Genomic DNA, 15,444 nt, shown 5'->3' on the forward strand with positions numbered 1-15,444 from the left:
GGCATCGGAATTCAGGAGAACCCAAAGACTATGACCGACAACATGATTGCCTGGGAGAAGGACGCCGACGGCATCGTCGTCCTGACCATGGACGACCCGAATCAGGGCGCCAACACCATGAACGAGCTCTACAAGAGCTCGATGCAGGCCACCGTGGAGCGCCTCGAGGCCGAGAAGGACGACATCACCGGTGTCGTCATCACCTCGGCCAAGAAGACCTTCTTCGCGGGCGGCGACCTGAAGAACATGATGAAGACCGGCCCCGAGGACGCCGCGGCCATCTTCGAGGAGCTGACCGTCATCAAGTCCGCGCTGCGCCGCCTGGAGCAGCTGGGCAAGCCGGTCGTCTCGGCGATCAACGGCGCGGCGCTCGGCGGCGGCTTGGAGATCACCCTGGCCACCCACCACCGCATCGCGGCCGACGTCAAGGGCCTCAAGATCGGCCTGCCCGAGGTGAAGCTGGGCCTGCTGCCCGCCGGCGGCGGCGTCACCCGCACCGTGCGCATGTTCGGCATCCAGAACGCCCTCATGCAGATCCTGTTGCAGGGCAACGAGTTCGACGCCAACAAGGCCAAGAGCATCGGCCTGGTCGACGAGGTCGTCGGTTCGGTCGAGGAGCTCGTCCCCGCGGCCAAGGCGTGGATCAAGGCCAACCCCGACAAGGGCGTGCAGCCCTGGGACGTCAAGGGCTACAAGATCCCCGGCGGCACCCCGTCCACCCCGGCGCTGGCCGCCAACCTCCCGGCCTTCCCGGCCAACCTGCGCAAGCAGCTCAAGGGCGCCAACATGCCCGCGCCGAAGAACATCATGGCCGCCGCGGTCGAGGGCGCCCAGGTCGACTTCGACAACGCGTCGCTGATCGAGTCCCGCTACTTCGTCAACCTGCTGACCGGCCCGGTCGCGAAGAACATGATCCAGGCGTTCTTCTTCGACCTGCAGTCGATCAACAACGGCGGGTCGCGGCCCAAGGACATCGCCAAGCGGGAGATCAAGAAGGTCGGCGTGCTGGGCGCGGGCATGATGGGCGCGGGTATCGCCTACGTCACCGCCAAGGCGGGCATCGAGGTCGTGCTCAAGGACGTCACCATCGAGGCGGCCGAGCGCGGCAAGGACTACTCGGTCAAGCTCGAGGAGAAGGCGCTCTCGCGCGGCAAGACCACCGAGGAGAAGTCCAAGGCGCTGCTGGACCGCATCCACCCGACCGCGGATCCGGCCGACTTCAAGGGCGTCGACTTCGTCATCGAGGCCGTGTTCGAGAACCCGGAGCTCAAGGGCAAGGTCTTCCAGGAGATCGAGGACATCGTCGACGCCGACGCGCTGCTCGGCTCGAACACCTCGACCCTGCCGATCACCCTGCTCGCGAACAACGTGAAGCGGTCCGAGGACTTCATCGGCATCCACTTCTTCTCCCCGGTCGACAAGATGCCGCTGGTGGAGATCATCCGCGGCGAGAAGACCTCGGACGAGGCGCTGGCCCGGGTGTACGACTACACCCTCGCGATCCGCAAGACCCCGATCGTGGTCAACGACAGCCGCGGCTTCTACACCTCGCGCGTCATCGGCAAGTTCATCAACGAGGCCATCTCGATGCTCGCCGAGGGCATCGACCCGCAGACCATCGAGCAGGCCGGTCTGCAGGCGGGCTACCCGGCGGCGCCGCTGAAGCTGTCGGACGAGCTGAACTTCACCACCATGCAGAAGATCTACAAGGAGACCGCCGAGGCCCTGAAGGCGGCGGGCGCGGAGTCGCAGATCGACGCCGCCTCGCAGGCGACCGCCGAGATCCTCGACCGGATGGTGGGCGAGTTCGACCGCAAGGGCAAGCTGGGCGGCGCGGGCTTCTACGACTACGTGGACGGCAAGACCGCGGGCATCTGGTCCGAGCTGCGTTCGATCTTCAAGACCTCGACGGAGCTGCCCGAGGGCGTCACCTTCCAGGATCTGAAGGACCGCATGCTGTTCGCCGAGGCGATCGAGACCCAGAAGTGCTTCGACGAGGGTGTGCTGACCACCACCGCCGACGCCAACATCGGCTCGATCTTCGGCATCGGCTTCCCGGCCTGGACCGGTGGCACGCATCAGTTCATCGTGGGCTACCCCGGCGGCCAGGCGGGCTTCGTGGCCCGGGCCGACGAGCTGGCCGCGAAGTTCGGTCCGCGCTTCCAGGTGCCGGAGTCGCTGCGCAAGTAAGGTTCCCCGGCCCGGCCCGGACCAGGAAGTCGCTGGTCCGGGCCGTGCTGTGTCCGAAGGCGTTTCGGACCCGCGACGCGGGTACGCCACGCCTGGAAATGGAATTTCGGACGCGTGCGTCCGGACCGCGCTACGTTGGAGTCAGCGCGGAACGTTCGAGGTGGTGCCATGAACCCACATACGGGCAAGGTCCGCGGCACCGAGACACACACCGACTCGAACACCCAGCGTCATCTGCCCCTCGGTATCGCCGACGAGCTCGAGGCGATGGGACTGTTCGATGCGGAGGAGATCGGACGCGGCGGCTTCGGGGTCGTCTATCGCTGTGCCCAGCGCGCCCTGGATCGCGTTGTCGCCGTGAAGGTCCTGTCCTCGGCGATCGACGAGGAGAGCCGCGAGCGATTCCTGCGCGAGGAACACGCCATGGGCCGGTTGTCCGGCCACCCCAATATCGTCGACATCCTGCAGGTCGACGTGACCGCGAGCGGGCTGCCGTTCATCGTCATGCCGTACGCCGCGCACGGGTCGCTGGAACGGCTCATCCGCGACCACGGCCCGTTGAGCTGGGCCGAGACTCTGCGGGTCGGGGTGAAACTCGCCGGGGCGATCGAGAGCGCGCACCGGGTGCACGTGCTGCATCGGGATGTGAAACCGGCCAACGTCCTGCTCAGTCGGTACGGCGAACCGCAGCTCACCGACTTCGGCATCGCCCGGATCCCGGGCGGGTTCCGCACCACCACCAGCATGATCACCGGATCGCCCGCGTTCACCGCGCCGGAGGTGCTGCGCGGCGAGGAGCCGACCCGGCGCTCGGATGTGTACGGGCTCGGCGCGACGCTGTTCGCGCTGCTCACCGGTCATGCCGCGTTCGAGCGGCGGTCGGGGGAGAAGGTCGTGGCGCAGTTCCTGCGCATCGCCACCCAGCCGGTTCCGGATCTACGCGAGCAGGACATTCCCGCCGATGTCGCCGAGGTCATCGAACGCGCCATGGCCCCGGAGCCGCGCGATCGCCCGGCCTCGGCCTTCGAACTCGGCGAGTCGCTGCGCGCGGTGCAGCGGGCGCACGATCAGATGCCCGACGAGATGGCGTTGCCGGATCCGCGGCTCGACGTCGACACCGACGATTCGGGTTCGCCCGCGCCGCAAGGCAATTCGTCGGGACGGACCGGCTCGATGGTGGGCGGTCCGCGCTACACGGCGGCGCTGCGCCCGCCCGGGGAGGTCACGCCGTCGGGGCACAGCCTGCCGCCGACCCCGACCACCAAGTTCCGCCCGCCGACGCCGAGCCGCGAACCGGTGCCGCGGCCGCGCCTGCTGGAGGTGTTGCGCGCGGGCGGGCGGAGGCGGCTCACGGTCGTGCACGGGCCGGCCGGATTCGGCAAGAGCACCGTGGCGACGCAGTGGCGCAACGAGTTGACCGAACGTGGAATCGCGGTGGCGTGGATCGGCATCGACCACGACGACGACAACGAGGTGTGGTTCCTCGCGCATCTGGTGCAGGCCATCCGGCGGGTGCGGCCCGAGATCGGTGCCGGGCTCGAACAGGTGCTGGAGGAGCGTCCGCCGGAGGCGGTCTCGTACGCGATCTCCACGCTCATCGACGAGATCCACGCGAGCGGGCGGCCGGTGGTCGTGGTGGTGGAGAACTGGGATCGGGTCACCGACGCGGGCGCGCACCGGGCCATGGACGCGTTGCTGGACAACGGATGTCACCATCTGCGGTTCGTGGTGACCACCCGCGAGCAGGGCGGGTTGCCGCTGAGCCGGATGCGGGTGCGCGACGAACTGGTCGAAATCGATTGCGAGGCATTGCGTCTCACGCCGCCGGAGACGCGCGAGATCCTGGTGGAGCACAACGGGTTCGAGCTCACCGACGCGCAGATCGAGCGGATCCACACCGCCGCCGACGGGTGGCCCGCGGCCATTCAATTGGTGAGTCTGTCGCTGCGGCGCGGGGCCGATCCGGATCGGCTGATCGAGCAGCTGGCCGGGGGGAATCAGGCGATCCGGGAGTATCTGTCGGAGAACGTGTTCGACGCGCTCGAGCCGGGACTGCTGGATTTCCTGATGGCCATCTCGGTGACCGAGCAGGTGAACGGGTCATTGGCGGCGGCGTTGAGCGGGGAGTCCGATGCCGAGGCGCTGCTGGAGCAGGCCGAGCAGCGGGAGTTGTTCATCAGCCGGGTGGCCGACGATCCGGAGTGGTTCCGCATCCAGCCGCTGTTCGCCGAGCAGCTGCGCACCCGGCTCGAGCGGGTGCGGCCCGGGGCGCTGAAGGCGCAGCACCGCAAGGCCGCTCGCTGGTACGCCGAACATCAGCTGTTGCGCAAATCCGTCGATCACGCGTTGCTGGCGACCGATATGAAGCTGGCGCTGGATCTGGTCGAGAGCGGCGGCATGGACCTGATCGACACCTCGAAGCTGGCGACCCTGCTGGGCACGGTGTCGAAACTGCCGGTGCAGCACGTGACCTCGCGGTCGAAGCTGCTGATGGCGTTGGCGCGGGCCAATATCACGCTGCAACAGTCCGGGGCGGCGCGGACCGCGCTGGGACGGTTGACGAATATGCTGGCGCGCGGGGAGTCCAGCGATGCGGACGTGGTGCGACAGCGGTGTCAGGCGGCGGTGCTGGGCGCGGCCGATCAGGTGGCGCGCGACCGCACCGACGGTGTGCTGGAACGGGTTTCGGACTGTCTGGAGCTGGCCGACGAACTGCCCGCGTGGACGGTGTCGACGGCGGCGAATCTGGTGTCGTTCGTGCGGTTGTGCGATTTCGATTTCGAGGGCGCCCGCGGGATGCAGCGGTGGGCCGCGCCCTATCACGCGCGGTCCAAGGATCCGCTGGGCATGGTGCTCGGGCTGCTCGGCGAGGGCGCGGCGGCCTACGAACAACTCGAGATCGATACGGCCACGGACTGTTTCGAGCGGGCGTGGCAGACCGCGCGGGAACGTTCGGGTCCGCGCTCGCACGCCGTGCGGGTGGCGGCGGCCATGCTCGGCGAGCTGACCTATCGTCGCGGTGATCTGGACGTCGCCGAACGCCTGCTGGACCAGAGCCATCAGCTGGTGGCGCGGGTCGGCCCCGTCGACTTCCTGATCACCACGTTCGTGATCGGCGCGCGCGTCAAGGCCGTGCGCGGCGACCTCCCCACCGCCGCCGCCCGCCTCGACGAGGGCGCCCGCATCGCCGCCGACCGCCGCCTCCCGCGCCTGGCCGCCCACCTCCGCGCCGAACGGCTGCGCCTGCACCTGCCCAGCGAATTCCCTTCCGCCCCAGCCGATCCCGCCCCCCGCCCGGTCCGCCACGTGACCGGCCCCGCCGCCCTCACCGCCGAGGCCGAGGAACTCGCCACCATCCGAGCCCTCCTGTCCCGCCCCCGGTACGGCTACGACCCCGCCGACGCCCCCCTCGGCACCGCCGACTCCGCCGTCAAGCGAGCCCGCGCCCTGCACACCCGCATGACCGAACAACACCGCCCCCGAGCCGAACTCGACACCGCCCTCCTGCTCGCCGAATCCCTCTCCGCCGCGGGCTGGACCGGCGAAGCCATCGCCACCCTCACCCCCACCGTCCTCCACTGCGCCGAACTGTCCTGGCCCAGACCCCTTCTCGACGCGGGCCCCGGCGTCCTGGCCATCCTCCGCACCCTGCGCGACGAATTACCTTTCGGCACAGGCCAACCCGACGGCCCACAGATCCCGAGGAACTTCCTGGTGAACCTGCTGGCGTAGTGGCCGGGTGGATCAGGCGCGCCACCAAGGCCGCAGTGGGACCGTCCACTCCTCCTTCGGGCCCAGTTTCATGCCCAGGACCTGGTGGAGTTGGACGACGTTGCGGTCGAAGCCGAGGCGGCTGCCGGCCATGTAGAGGCCCCAGACCTTGGCGGTGCCCTCGCCTGCTTCGGTGACGCAGGCGTCCCAGTTGGCGACGAGGTTCTTGCACCATTCGGCGAGGGTGAGGGCGTAGTGGGGGCGGAGGTTCTCCTCGTGGAAGACCTCGAGGCCGACGTTCTGGATCTCGGAGATGATGCGGCCGGAGCCGATGAGTTCGCCGTCGGGGAAGACGTAGCGGTCGATGAAGTCGCCCGCGCGGGTGGTGCGGGTGTTGTCGGGGCGGGTGATGCAGTGGTTCAGGAACAGGCCGCCGTCGCGGAGCTTGTTCTTGATGAAGGTGAAGTAGGCGGGGTAGTTGGCCACGCCGATGTGTTCGGTGAGGCCGATGGAGGACAGGGCGTCGAAGCCGGACTCGGGGACGTCGCGGTAGTCGGAGTGGCGGACCTCGGCGAGGTCGGACAGGCCCTCCTCGGCGATCTTGGCCTGGGCCCACTCGGCCTGTTCCTTGGACAGGGTGGCGCCGATGACCTTCACCCCGCGCTTGGCGGCGTAGCGCACCATTCCGCCCCAGCCGCAACCGATGTCGAGCAGGCGGTCGCCCGCCTTCAGGTTCAGCTTGTCGAAGACCAGGCGGTACTTGTTCTCCTGGGCCTGCTCGAGGGTCCAGCTCTCGTCCTCGTAGCACGCGCAGGTGTAGGTCATCGAGGGGCCGAGGACGTGCTCGTAGAAGGTGTTGGAGACGTCGTAGTGGTGGTGGATCGCGCCGGCGTCGCGGGCCTTGGAGTGCCGCAGGCCCTCCAGCGCGATGCGCCGCCAGCGCGGCAGCGTCTCCTGCGGCGGCGGGGCGATCGGCTTGAGCGCCTCCCAGCCGAGCGACCGCGCGATGGTCACCAGCGCGAGCGCCGACGGACGCCGGAACCTCAAATCGCTCATGGCGCGCAGGAATTCGTAGGGGTCGCCCGGATGGGTGCCCTCGGCGATCATGTCACCGGAGATGTAGGCCCGGGCCATGCCCAGGTCGCCGGGAGCGGTCGCGATGTAGTTGATGCCGCGCGGGGTCCGGATGTCCAGCCGGAACTTCGAATCGGCCGGGCCGGTGCTCGAACCGTCGTAGGCGGTGAACCGGATCGGCACCTCGCCCTCGACGAGCGTCTCGAAGATCTCCGCGATGCTGAGTTTGGTGCCCAACTCCGCGAGTACGTCGGAGCGGTCCTTGAACGTGGTCATTTGCGTTGCACCGCCTTCGAATACAAATCCAGCAAACGATGATCGGGGTCGTATCGTTTCTTCAGGTCGGGATAGACGTCGCCGCCGTAGAGCCGGTCGAACTCATCCTTGTCGTAGTACGCGTCGGAGTACAGCGACTTGTGCCCGTCGAGCTCGCTGACCTCGCGCTCGATGGCCCGGTTGGCCGCGCCCTCGGGCTGTCCGGGCACCGTCGGCACCGCCGACCAGAAACCGACGTTGACGTAGTCGCGGCCGGGTTCGAGCGGGTACAGCGGCCACGGCCGCGCCACGCTCTCGTCGCGCAATCGCAAGGGGCACAGCCACACCGGCTCGATCGGGATCTCGGTCAGGAACCATTCCAGGAAGTCCGCGGTGCGCTCGATCGGCACCTCGATGTCCTGCACCACGCGCTCGCGCGGCGGATTCCCCTTGCGGGCCTCGAGCCGGTCCGCGATGTCGTACTTGTGATCCAGCGCCACGAGCTTCCAGTAGAAGCTGGACCGCCGATACCGGCGCGGCCAGAACCGGCGGATCGACGGGTTCTGGGTGCCGAAGGCGCGCGAGCACCAGAACCAGTCGGTGTCCCAGCGCCACAGATAGTCGTGGATGGTGAGCCGATCGCGCTTGGGCCGCGCGGAATCGTGCTGAATGGACCGGTAATAGACGTCCATCCCGGTGTAGTCGCTGACCGGGCCCGGCTCGTCGGTCTGGCGGCCCAGCACCAGATAGCTCTCGTCGGCGCTGAACACGACCCCGTCGAGATAGTCGACCCGCTCGCCGTCCCAGGCGCGCTCGGCAATGATCCGGCCCATCACGGCCTCGAGTTCGCGCAGGTCGTGGAAGCGCACGTGGCGCAGCGCCACATAGGGCGGCACGGGTTCCAGCTCGATCTTCAATCGTGTCGAATAACCCAGCGTCCCATAGGAATTGGGGAAACCGCGGAACAGGTCGGCGTGCTCGCCGTCGGGCGTCGCGGTGACGATCTCGCCCGCGCCGGTGAGCACGTCGATCTCGAGCACCGACTCGTGCGGCAGGCCGTTGCGGAACGAGGTCGACTCGATGCCCAGGCCGGTGACCGCGCCGCCGAGGGTGATGGTCTTCAGCTGCGGGACCACCAGCGGGGCCAGGCCGTAGGGCAGGGTCGCGGCGACCAGATCCTCGTAGGTGGTCATGCCCGCGACGTCGGCGGTGCGCGCGTCGGGGTCGACGGCGATGACCCGGGTCAGACCCGAGACGTCCAGGCCGGGGGCGGTGTTCTTGGCCCGGGCGCGGAACAGGTTCGAGGTCTTCTTGGCCAGTCGGACATTCGCGTCGCGCGGAATCGCGCGATAACTCGCCAGCAGCCGATCCACCCCCGCCCGGTGCGCGGCGAATCCCGATTCGCGTGCGGCCGGTCCGCGTCCGGCCTTCCCCAACAGAGTGACTGCCACCCCCTGACGCTATATCGCACCGATTCGGGGGGCCACTGTGAGGGTACCTACGCGTCGGATTCTTCACCCATATGTTGCATAGCGTTCCGTTAGCTGGGACAGGCTTGCCGAGGTATGGGAAGACCCTGGTCAAGCGGTCGCGTCGGCGGCGTAGCATGGCCCGGCGGCAGGGTATGTGGACACAGCCGAGTCGATCAAGGAGTTCACAGTGGGACAGGTCAACGCCTCCAGTTCGATCGTCGTTGCGGCGGATTCGCAGCGGACGCTCGAGGCGATCGCCGATTACGAGACCGTGCGGCCGCGCATTCTCACCGCGCACTATCGCGACTACAAGGTGCTCGAGGGCGGTAAGGGGGCGGGCACGGTGGCGGAGTGGACGTTGCAGGCCACCCAGAAGCGGTCGCGCAACGTGCACGCGGTCGTGTCGGTATCGGATTCGATGGTGACCGAACGGGATTCGAACTCGACCATGGTGACCACCTGGACGGTCACCCCGTCCGGCGCCGGGTCGCTGGTCACGGTCCGCACCAGCTGGAAGGGCGCCGGCGGCGTGGCCGGATTCTTCGAGGGCATCTTCGCGCCGTTGGGGCTGAAGAAGATTCAGGCCGAGGTGCTGGAGAACCTGAAGCGCGAACTGGCCTAGGCGCTGTCAGCCCTGCGCGACGTCGAAGAGGTTGCCCTCCGGATCGGCCAGCGTCGTCCAGCGCACGCCGTACTCGTCGAAGTCGCCGATGTGCCGGGCGCCCGACGAGATCGCGCGGCGCACGGCCTCGTCCCGGTCCGGGGCGGTGAGGTCGAGGTGGACGACGTTCTTGCCCGGCGTCTTGTCGGGCACCCGCAGGAACATCAGCGTGGGCGTCTCGGCGGCGCGGTCGATGGTGGCGAAGAACTCGTTGGCGTCCGCGTCGACCTTCCGGTCGAGCAGGTTCGCCCAGAATCCGGCGAGCGCGGCGGCGTCGGCACAGTCGAAGACGATATTGGCGAGGGTGAGGGACATGGGGTGCCTTTCTCTGGTCACGGCCGGCCGATGGGCCAGCACACTTCGGTGAGGTAGGAGTTCTCCGTCGCGGTGTCGCCGGGGCCGACCAGGTAGATCTCCCGGATCGGTTCGTCCAGTGACGAATCGTGTTCGGCCACATGGCTACCCAGCGCGCCGTAGGTCCGGTCGAAGTCGACGAACGGGCCCGCGTGCACGGCGACGGCGAAGCGGCGGGCGGGCAGCTCGACCACCGCCGCGGGATCGAGGGCGGTCCGATCGGCCGCGGCGATCGGCACGAAGGCGCGCACCTCGCCGATCTCGTTCTCGAAGAACGCCGTCGAGTAGGTGGCCCCCGCGGGTCCGGCCGGTGCGACGCCGCGGGCCGCGAGGGTGCCGTACAGCGCCGGGAACGTCTCGCCGCACCAGCGGCCGCAGTCCGCGCGCGCCACCTGATCGCCGCGGGAGAGCGCGAAAAACGCCGCCGCGGAACGATATTCGACCTCGATGGGCGCGGCGGGCAGCAGCAGCGCCCGCAGCGAGGCGACCACGTCGCGGGTGCGCAGCAGCTGTTCCTCCATGCGGGTCAAGTGGGCGCGCAGCGCGGCGTCGCGGGCCGCCTGGTCGGGGGCGGCGAGCACCGCGCGGATCTCGGGCAGCGGCATGTCCAGTTCGCGCAGCCGCCGGATCAGATGCGCCTGCGCCACCTGGTCCGTCGAGTACCGCCGATACCCCGACGCGGGGTCGATCGCCGCCGGGGTCAGCAGCTCGACCTCGTGGTAGTAGCGCAGGGTCTTCACGCTCAGGTACGTGAGCCGCGCGAACTCGCCGATGGAGACTGTCGCCGTCATGTCCTTCAGCGAACACCCTCCAGCGAGGGGAGGGTCAAGGGGCTCAATGCGTGAGCACGAACGTCAGCAGCAGCGTGTTCTGGAAATAGCCGCGCCACCACGAGTATCCGAACCACACGCCCGGCGCGATCTCGCGGACCTCGTCCCAGATCTGCGGGGTGATCGAGGGGGCGTAGTCGAAGGCCCAGACCGGCTGGCCGTCGAGTTTGGAGGGCGCGACGTACACGTTCGCCGGGAAGCCCTCGATACCGGCGGGGGTGATGCGGTTCATCAGGCGACCGCCGTCGGGACCGGTGTAGAAGTTCTTGCCGATCCAGAAGGGCGGGGCCACGGCCTGCATCACCGGCGGGCGGGTCACCCAGCCGTTGGTCGTGCCCGTGGGCACCGCGCCGGGCGCGGCGTCGCGGAAGATCTGGTCCTGCTGCTCGGGGGAGCAGCGGCTGCCCAGCGCCGCGACGGTGGCGGCCGGATTCGCGTCGTACACGACACAGCCGCCGCCGTAGTCGGAGTCGGCCCGGGCCGTCGCGGGGGCCAGGGTCAACGCCGCCGCCACCCCGGCGGGCGCCAGCACGTATACGAGGGATTCGCGAACAAGGTCACGGTATGTCTGCATCGCTGCCTCCACCGATCTCCCGACCCTCTGCCATGGTATTTCGCTATTGCCGGGTCGATAGGGTCCTAAACCCAACCGTGACTACGCTGGTACACAACCACTTCCCGAGGAGAGGACAGGCCGTGCAGCCAGGTGGAGAGTTCGATATGGGGGCGCTGCTCCAACAGGCCCAGCAGATGCAGCAGGCGGTGCTCGAGGCGCAGGAGGAGATCGCGGCCGCGGAGGTGCCGGGCGAGGCGGGCGGCGGTCTGGTGCGGGTGACCATCCGGGCCACCGGCGAGGTGCTCTCGCTGCGGATCGACCCCAAGGTCGTCGACCCCGAGGACGTGGACACGCTGCAGGATCTGGTGGTCGGCGCGCTCAACGACGCGATGAGCCGCGCCCAGCAGCTGGCCGCGGAGAAGTTCGGCCCGCTCGCGGGCGGCGGCGGCATCCCGGGCCTGCCGGGACTCGGATAGAGGCGGGAGCATTTGTACGAGGGTCCGGTTCAGGATCTGATCGACGAACTGGGCAAGTTGCCCGGCGTCGGTCCGAAGAGCGCCCAGCGCATCGCCTTTCATCTGCTGTCGGTGGAGCCGCCGGAGATCGACCGGCTCCAGGCCGCCCTGCAGAAGGTGCGCGACGGGGTGCGGTTCTGCGCGGTCTGCGGCACGGTCTCCGACGGTGAACTGTGCCGGATCTGCGCCGACCCCCGGCGCGACCGCACCATGATCTGCGTGGTGGAGGAGCCCAAGGACGTCCAGGCCATCGAGCGCACCCGCGAGTTCCGCGGCCGCTATCACGTGCTCGGCGGCGCGCTCGATCCGCTGTCCGGCGTCGGACCCGATCAGCTGCGCATCCGAGATCTGTTGGCGCGCATCGGAAATCAGGACGACGGCGTGGACGTCACCGAGGTGATCATCGCGACCGACCCGAACACCGAGGGCGAGGCGACGGCCACCTATCTGGTCCGGATGCTGCGCGACTTCCCCGGCTTGAGCGTGACCCGGCTCGCCTCCGGCCTGCCGATGGGCGGCGACCTGGAATTCGCCGACGAGCTCACCCTCGGCCGGGCGTTGTCCGGGCGACGCGCGCTCTGAGCGGTTCACGCTCCGGACGACGGAACACCGATCACAGCTCGACGGGTTGCCAGTCGAGCGTGTCGAAGCGGGTGCGGTCCGCGCGGGCCCAGTCCCAGACGAGGTCGGCGACCAGGGCGGGGTCGGGGGTGCGGGTGCCGAAGTGCCGGTCCGGGGAGCCGTCGCGGTATTCGAGGGTGTATTCGCCGGAGCCGTCGCGGTAGGTCTGGATGTAGTGCTGGGGGCCGCGTTCGGCGATGAGGTAGGGCGCGGGTGCGTCGAGGGCGGGGAGCCACAGGTCGAGCAGGGCGCGGGTGAGATAGGGGAATTCGCCCGCGCCGCCGTGGGTGACCGCGAGCGGGATGTGTCCGGCCGGATCGATGAGCCAGGCCAGCTGTGGATCGTAGAGCGCGTAGTCGCGCGGGGTGGCGAGTTCGAACAGCAGGGCGCGCAGGTGACCGATGGCGTCGTATTCGCTCGAAACATACAGGGCCGCACCGGTTTCCGCGCCACCCGCCGGAGGGTCGGCGAGGAAGGCGTCCCGGTCGGGCAGGGCCGCGTTGCGGCGGTTCAGCTCGGCGGCGATCGCGGCGACCGGCTCCGCCTCCGGGCGGCCCTGCTGACCGGTCAGGTAGGCGTCGACCTCCTCGAGGGTGGTGGCGACGCCGGAGGGCAGCAGGACCTGGTCGTAACTCACCCGGCCAGGCTACGCGGATCCCGCGTCGGCTCCGTGACCGAGCAGCGGCAGCCGCCCGCCAGGTCGAAGCAGTCGACGACGAAGGCGTGCCGGGTGTGGTCGTGGTCGGAACAGTCCGGCTCGGTGCATTCCACCGAGCGGTCGGAGTGCACGATCAGCGTGCCGTGGCAGTGATCGAGCGCGGCGTCGCAGGACAGACAGAGCCGAGCGGGCATGACACCTCCTGGGAGAACGTCCGCATTCGGTCTTACCATCACCGTCCGACAGGCCGGCGACGCGCGCCGCGTGTCGCCGAGCGTGTCGGGATCGTACGACCCGGAAATGGTCGAGGCCCCGAAATGGAAGCATCGTGGCGAGGACTCGAAAACCGCCCGGTGCGCGTTGTCCGGTCCCGGGGCCGCTCGTAGGGTCGGGCCAGGGGTGGAATCACCGAAGTTCGCAATGTCCCGTTGGGGGGCCGAAACGCTTGGGAGACAGGATGATTGCCTACAGCTGGAAGGTCACGCGCATCGGGTCCGCCGGCGGGGAGCGGATCCTGGAGTCGGGGGAGGGGATGTTCGGCGTCGCCGAGCCCACCACCGGGCGGACCTGCCAGGACTACATCGAGGTCGGCACGGCCGTATTCGACCGTGTCTGTGGCGAACTCGTCGAGGAGCAGCACGCGGCGGTGCTCGACGCCCGGATCGAGGGCTGTCCCGATCCGGAACCGGAGGTGCGCCGGGCGGTCATCGTGGTGCACGACGCCACGGGCGCCGAGCGCATGACCGCGGCCGCCGAGCTGTGCTACCGGGAGGTGGGCGACAAGGAAGTGGAGGAGTATCGAAAGGACTTGGCGCTGTGGGAGAAACGCGAGCGGCAACGCAACGAACGCTGCCTGCGCGCCATCGCCGCCGCCGGTCGCCGGATGCCGAAGGAGGGCGAGCTGCCCTACCTCGAGGTCGCCGATCCGCGCCTGCGCGGCCTGGTGCTGGCCCTGCGGGTCGAGGCCGACACCGTGCGCCACGAGGTGCCCGATCTCGACCACTGCCGCGAACAGCTCATGCTCGCCGAGAACACGGTCGCCGCGGCCCGATCCGCCGAACGCGTGGCACGGGCGAAGGGCGATCCGGCCGAGGCCGTGCACGCCCGCGCCTGTGCCGCCCGCTGGAGCCCGCGCGTCGCCCGCTGGGCCAGCTTCCTCGAACTCACCACCGAGGCCTACGCCGACGCCGCGTCGGTCGACGCCCTCGCCGACCGGTTGAGCCTGGTGACCCCGTCTCAGGAGGACTGCGGCTGATCAGGCCGAGGATGCGCGGCGCAGGTCGTAGTTCCGGCGCGCCGCGTCCACCCGACTGAGGTTGGGCGACCATTCGGCGAGGGCGGCGAACAGCGGGCCGAGGCTGCGGCCGAGGTCGGTGATCTCGTAGACGACGCGGGGCGGGACCTCGGCGTGGTAGGTGCGCTCGACCAGGCCGTCGCGCTCGAGCTGGCGCAGGCGCTCGGTGAGGACCTTCGGGGTGATCGAGGCGATGCGGCGCTGGAGTTCGACGAAGCGCTGCGGGCCGTACTCGTTGAGCGTCCACAGGATCGGCGTGGTCCAGCGGCTGAACACCACATCGACCACGGGGGCGATGGGGCAGGCGGTCTCGGGTGTCGTGTCGCTGCTCACAATCCCATTACTTTCCTCTAGGTACCTACTACCTCCACGATAGTAACGTTTCTCCTGTTCGAAAGATCCACTCGGAGAGGGAAAGACATGATCGTGGTGACCGGAGCGACGGGCAATGTGGGGCGCGCGCTGGTGGGGGAGCTGAGCGCGGCGGGACACCGGGTGACGGCCGTGTCCCGGTCGGTGACCGCCGCCGATGTGCCGGACGGGGTCGTCCCGGTGCGGGGCGACCTCACCCGGCCCGACGACCTCGTGCCCGCCCTGGCCGGGGCCGAGGCGCTGTTCCTGCTGACCTCGGGCGAATTCCTGGGCAGCGGGGCCGGACTCGACGGGGTGCTGAAACTGGCGCGGGACAACGGGATTCGCCGGATCGTGCTGTTGTCGTCGCAGGGCGTCGGGACCGGGCGGCATCCGGCGGGATTGGAGGACGCGGTGCGGCGGTCCGGGCCGGAGTGGACGATCCTGCGCGCGGGCGGATTCATGTCCAACGCGCTGCAATGGGCGGAAAGCGTTCGCGCGCAACGGATCATCGCGGCGCCGTTCGCGGATGTCGCGCTGCCGCTGATCGATCCGGCCGATATCGCCGCCGCGGCCGCGACGACCCTCGTCGACGACGGGCACGCCGGGCGGGTGTACACCCTCACCGGGCCCGCGCCGATCTCGCCGCGCGAGCAGGCCGCCGCCATCGGTGCGGCGATCGGGGAGCCGGTGCGCCTGGTCGAGCTGACCCGCGCGGACGCCGCCGCGGCCATGCGCGGGTACCTGCCGGAGCCCGTGGTCGAGGGCACGCTCGACATCCTCGGCGACCCGACCCCCGAGGAGCGGCTCGCGGATCCGGCGGTGGCCGAACTGCTCGGCCGTCCCGCGGGTGGTTTCGCCGCGTGGGCGGCCCGGTACGCCGACGCGTTCCGGTAGGGCGT

15 protein-coding genes are annotated in these 15,444 nt (G+C 69.4%); 7 read left to right on the forward strand and 8 right to left on the reverse strand.

Annotation, left to right across the window (positions count from 1 at the left end; genetic code table 11):
- The first annotated feature begins 30 nt into the window (after nucleotides 1–30).
- Both ACFYTQ_RS10355 and ACFYTQ_RS10360 read left to right on the forward strand, forming a co-directional pair.
- Nucleotides 31–2,190 carry a 3-hydroxyacyl-CoA dehydrogenase NAD-binding domain-containing protein gene (locus ACFYTQ_RS10355; RefSeq protein ID WP_387358977.1) on the forward strand — a complete coding sequence of 720 codons (2,160 nt, stop codon included), beginning with the start codon at nucleotides 31–33 and terminating at the stop codon, nucleotides 2,188–2,190.
- A 168-nt stretch (nucleotides 2,191–2,358) separates the two neighbouring features.
- A complete protein-coding gene (locus ACFYTQ_RS10360; RefSeq protein ID WP_387358979.1) occupies nucleotides 2,359–5,922 on the forward strand; it encodes a protein kinase in 3,564 nt (1,187 codons plus the stop codon).
- Nucleotides 5,923–5,934: 12 nt separating this feature from the next.
- Here ACFYTQ_RS10360 and ACFYTQ_RS10365 read toward each other — a convergent pair whose 3' ends face one another.
- Both ACFYTQ_RS10365 and ACFYTQ_RS10370 read right to left on the reverse strand, forming a co-directional pair.
- On the reverse strand, nucleotides 5,935–7,251 hold the full coding sequence (locus ACFYTQ_RS10365) for a class I SAM-dependent methyltransferase (RefSeq protein ID WP_387358981.1): 1,317 nt from the start codon (nucleotides 7,249–7,251) through the stop codon (nucleotides 5,935–5,937).
- Nucleotides 7,248–8,681: an FAD-binding oxidoreductase gene (locus tag ACFYTQ_RS10370; protein WP_387358983.1), complete on the reverse strand. Its 1,434-nt coding sequence runs from the start codon at nucleotides 8,679–8,681 to the stop codon at nucleotides 7,248–7,250. Before ACFYTQ_RS10370 ends, ACFYTQ_RS10365 begins: the two co-directional genes overlap by 4 nt.
- 208 nt (nucleotides 8,682–8,889) lie before the next feature.
- On the opposite strand from ACFYTQ_RS10370, the gene ACFYTQ_RS10375 reads away from it, so the two are divergent.
- Nucleotides 8,890–9,324, forward strand: a complete 435-nt coding sequence (locus tag ACFYTQ_RS10375) for an SRPBCC family protein (protein ID WP_387358985.1) — start codon at nucleotides 8,890–8,892, stop codon at nucleotides 9,322–9,324.
- A 6-nt stretch (nucleotides 9,325–9,330) separates the two neighbouring features.
- Here the strand turns inward: ACFYTQ_RS10375 and ACFYTQ_RS10380 are convergent, their stop codons facing one another.
- From ACFYTQ_RS10380 to ACFYTQ_RS10390, 3 genes are read right to left on the reverse strand one after another with little or no spacing between them, the layout of a single operon-like run.
- Nucleotides 9,331–9,678: a VOC family protein gene (locus tag ACFYTQ_RS10380; protein ID WP_387358987.1), complete on the reverse strand. Its 348-nt coding sequence runs from the start codon at nucleotides 9,676–9,678 to the stop codon at nucleotides 9,331–9,333.
- A gap of 17 nt (nucleotides 9,679–9,695) precedes the next feature.
- Entirely contained in the window at nucleotides 9,696–10,508 is an 813-nt protein-coding gene (locus tag ACFYTQ_RS10385) for a MerR family transcriptional regulator (RefSeq protein ID WP_387358989.1), read from the reverse strand.
- A 43-nt stretch (nucleotides 10,509–10,551) separates the two neighbouring features.
- A complete protein-coding gene (locus ACFYTQ_RS10390) occupies nucleotides 10,552–11,121 on the reverse strand; it encodes a hypothetical protein (RefSeq protein ID WP_387358991.1) in 570 nt (189 codons plus the stop codon).
- Nucleotides 11,122–11,243: 122 nt separating this feature from the next.
- On the opposite strand from ACFYTQ_RS10390, the gene ACFYTQ_RS10395 reads away from it, so the two are divergent.
- Both ACFYTQ_RS10395 and recR read left to right on the forward strand, forming a co-directional pair.
- Nucleotides 11,244–11,579 (forward strand): YbaB/EbfC family nucleoid-associated protein, encoded by a 336-nt coding sequence (locus ACFYTQ_RS10395; RefSeq protein WP_387358993.1) that lies wholly within the window; start codon nucleotides 11,244–11,246, stop codon nucleotides 11,577–11,579.
- Between the two features lie 12 nt (nucleotides 11,580–11,591).
- The gene (recR, locus tag ACFYTQ_RS10400; RefSeq protein ID WP_387358995.1) at nucleotides 11,592–12,200 is read left to right on the forward strand and encodes a recombination mediator RecR; all 609 of its coding nucleotides are present in this window, start codon (nucleotides 11,592–11,594) and stop codon (nucleotides 12,198–12,200) included.
- A gap of 31 nt (nucleotides 12,201–12,231) precedes the next feature.
- Here the strand turns inward: recR and ACFYTQ_RS10405 are convergent, their stop codons facing one another.
- Together ACFYTQ_RS10405 and ACFYTQ_RS10410 are read right to left on the reverse strand one after the other, a co-directional pair.
- Nucleotides 12,232–12,876: a hypothetical protein gene (locus ACFYTQ_RS10405; RefSeq protein ID WP_387358997.1), complete on the reverse strand. Its 645-nt coding sequence runs from the start codon at nucleotides 12,874–12,876 to the stop codon at nucleotides 12,232–12,234.
- Nucleotides 12,873–13,091 carry a hypothetical protein gene (locus tag ACFYTQ_RS10410; RefSeq protein WP_387358999.1) on the reverse strand — a complete coding sequence of 73 codons (219 nt, stop codon included), beginning with the start codon at nucleotides 13,089–13,091 and terminating at the stop codon, nucleotides 12,873–12,875. Before ACFYTQ_RS10410 ends, ACFYTQ_RS10405 begins: the two co-directional genes overlap by 4 nt.
- Nucleotides 13,092–13,354: 263 nt before the next feature.
- On the opposite strand from ACFYTQ_RS10410, the gene ACFYTQ_RS10415 reads away from it, so the two are divergent.
- Entirely contained in the window at nucleotides 13,355–14,152 is a 798-nt protein-coding gene (locus tag ACFYTQ_RS10415) for a hypothetical protein (RefSeq protein ID WP_387359001.1), read from the forward strand.
- Here the strand turns inward: ACFYTQ_RS10415 and ACFYTQ_RS10420 are convergent, their stop codons facing one another.
- The gene (locus ACFYTQ_RS10420; RefSeq protein ID WP_387359003.1) at nucleotides 14,153–14,524 is read right to left on the reverse strand and encodes a winged helix-turn-helix transcriptional regulator; all 372 of its coding nucleotides are present in this window, start codon (nucleotides 14,522–14,524) and stop codon (nucleotides 14,153–14,155) included.
- Nucleotides 14,525–14,611: 87 nt separating this feature from the next.
- Here ACFYTQ_RS10420 and ACFYTQ_RS10425 point away from each other — a divergent pair, with 87 nt between their 5' ends.
- A complete protein-coding gene (locus ACFYTQ_RS10425) occupies nucleotides 14,612–15,439 on the forward strand; it encodes an SDR family oxidoreductase (RefSeq protein WP_387359005.1) in 828 nt (275 codons plus the stop codon).
- The last annotated feature ends 5 nt before the right edge of the window (nucleotides 15,440–15,444 follow it).

The sequence above is a fragment of the Nocardia sp. NPDC004068 genome, assembly GCF_042874315.1.
Taxonomy (GTDB): Bacteria; Actinomycetota; Actinomycetes; order Mycobacteriales; family Mycobacteriaceae; genus Nocardia.

What these genes read in the sequence shown, in the direction of transcription:
- ACFYTQ_RS10355 (WP_387358977.1), top strand. Translation starts at nt 31, where the DNA reads ATGACCGACAACATGATTGCCTGGGAGAAGGACGCCGACGGCATCGTC.
- ACFYTQ_RS10360 (WP_387358979.1), top strand. Translation starts at nt 2,359, where the DNA reads ATGAACCCACATACGGGCAAGGTCCGCGGCACCGAGACACACACCGAC.
- ACFYTQ_RS10365 (WP_387358981.1), bottom strand. Translation starts at nt 7,251, where the DNA reads ATGACCACGTTCAAGGACCGCTCCGACGTACTCGCGGAGTTGGGCACC.
- ACFYTQ_RS10380 (WP_387358987.1), bottom strand. Translation starts at nt 9,678, where the DNA reads ATGTCCCTCACCCTCGCCAATATCGTCTTCGACTGTGCCGACGCCGCC.
- ACFYTQ_RS10385 (WP_387358989.1), bottom strand. Translation starts at nt 10,508, where the DNA reads ATGACGGCGACAGTCTCCATCGGCGAGTTCGCGCGGCTCACGTACCTG.
- ACFYTQ_RS10390 (WP_387358991.1), bottom strand. Translation starts at nt 11,121, where the DNA reads ATGCAGACATACCGTGACCTTGTTCGCGAATCCCTCGTATACGTGCTG.
- ACFYTQ_RS10410 (WP_387358999.1), bottom strand. Translation starts at nt 13,091, where the DNA reads ATGCCCGCTCGGCTCTGTCTGTCCTGCGACGCCGCGCTCGATCACTGC.
- ACFYTQ_RS10415 (WP_387359001.1), top strand. Translation starts at nt 13,355, where the DNA reads ATGATTGCCTACAGCTGGAAGGTCACGCGCATCGGGTCCGCCGGCGGG.
- ACFYTQ_RS10425 (WP_387359005.1), top strand. Translation starts at nt 14,612, where the DNA reads ATGATCGTGGTGACCGGAGCGACGGGCAATGTGGGGCGCGCGCTGGTG.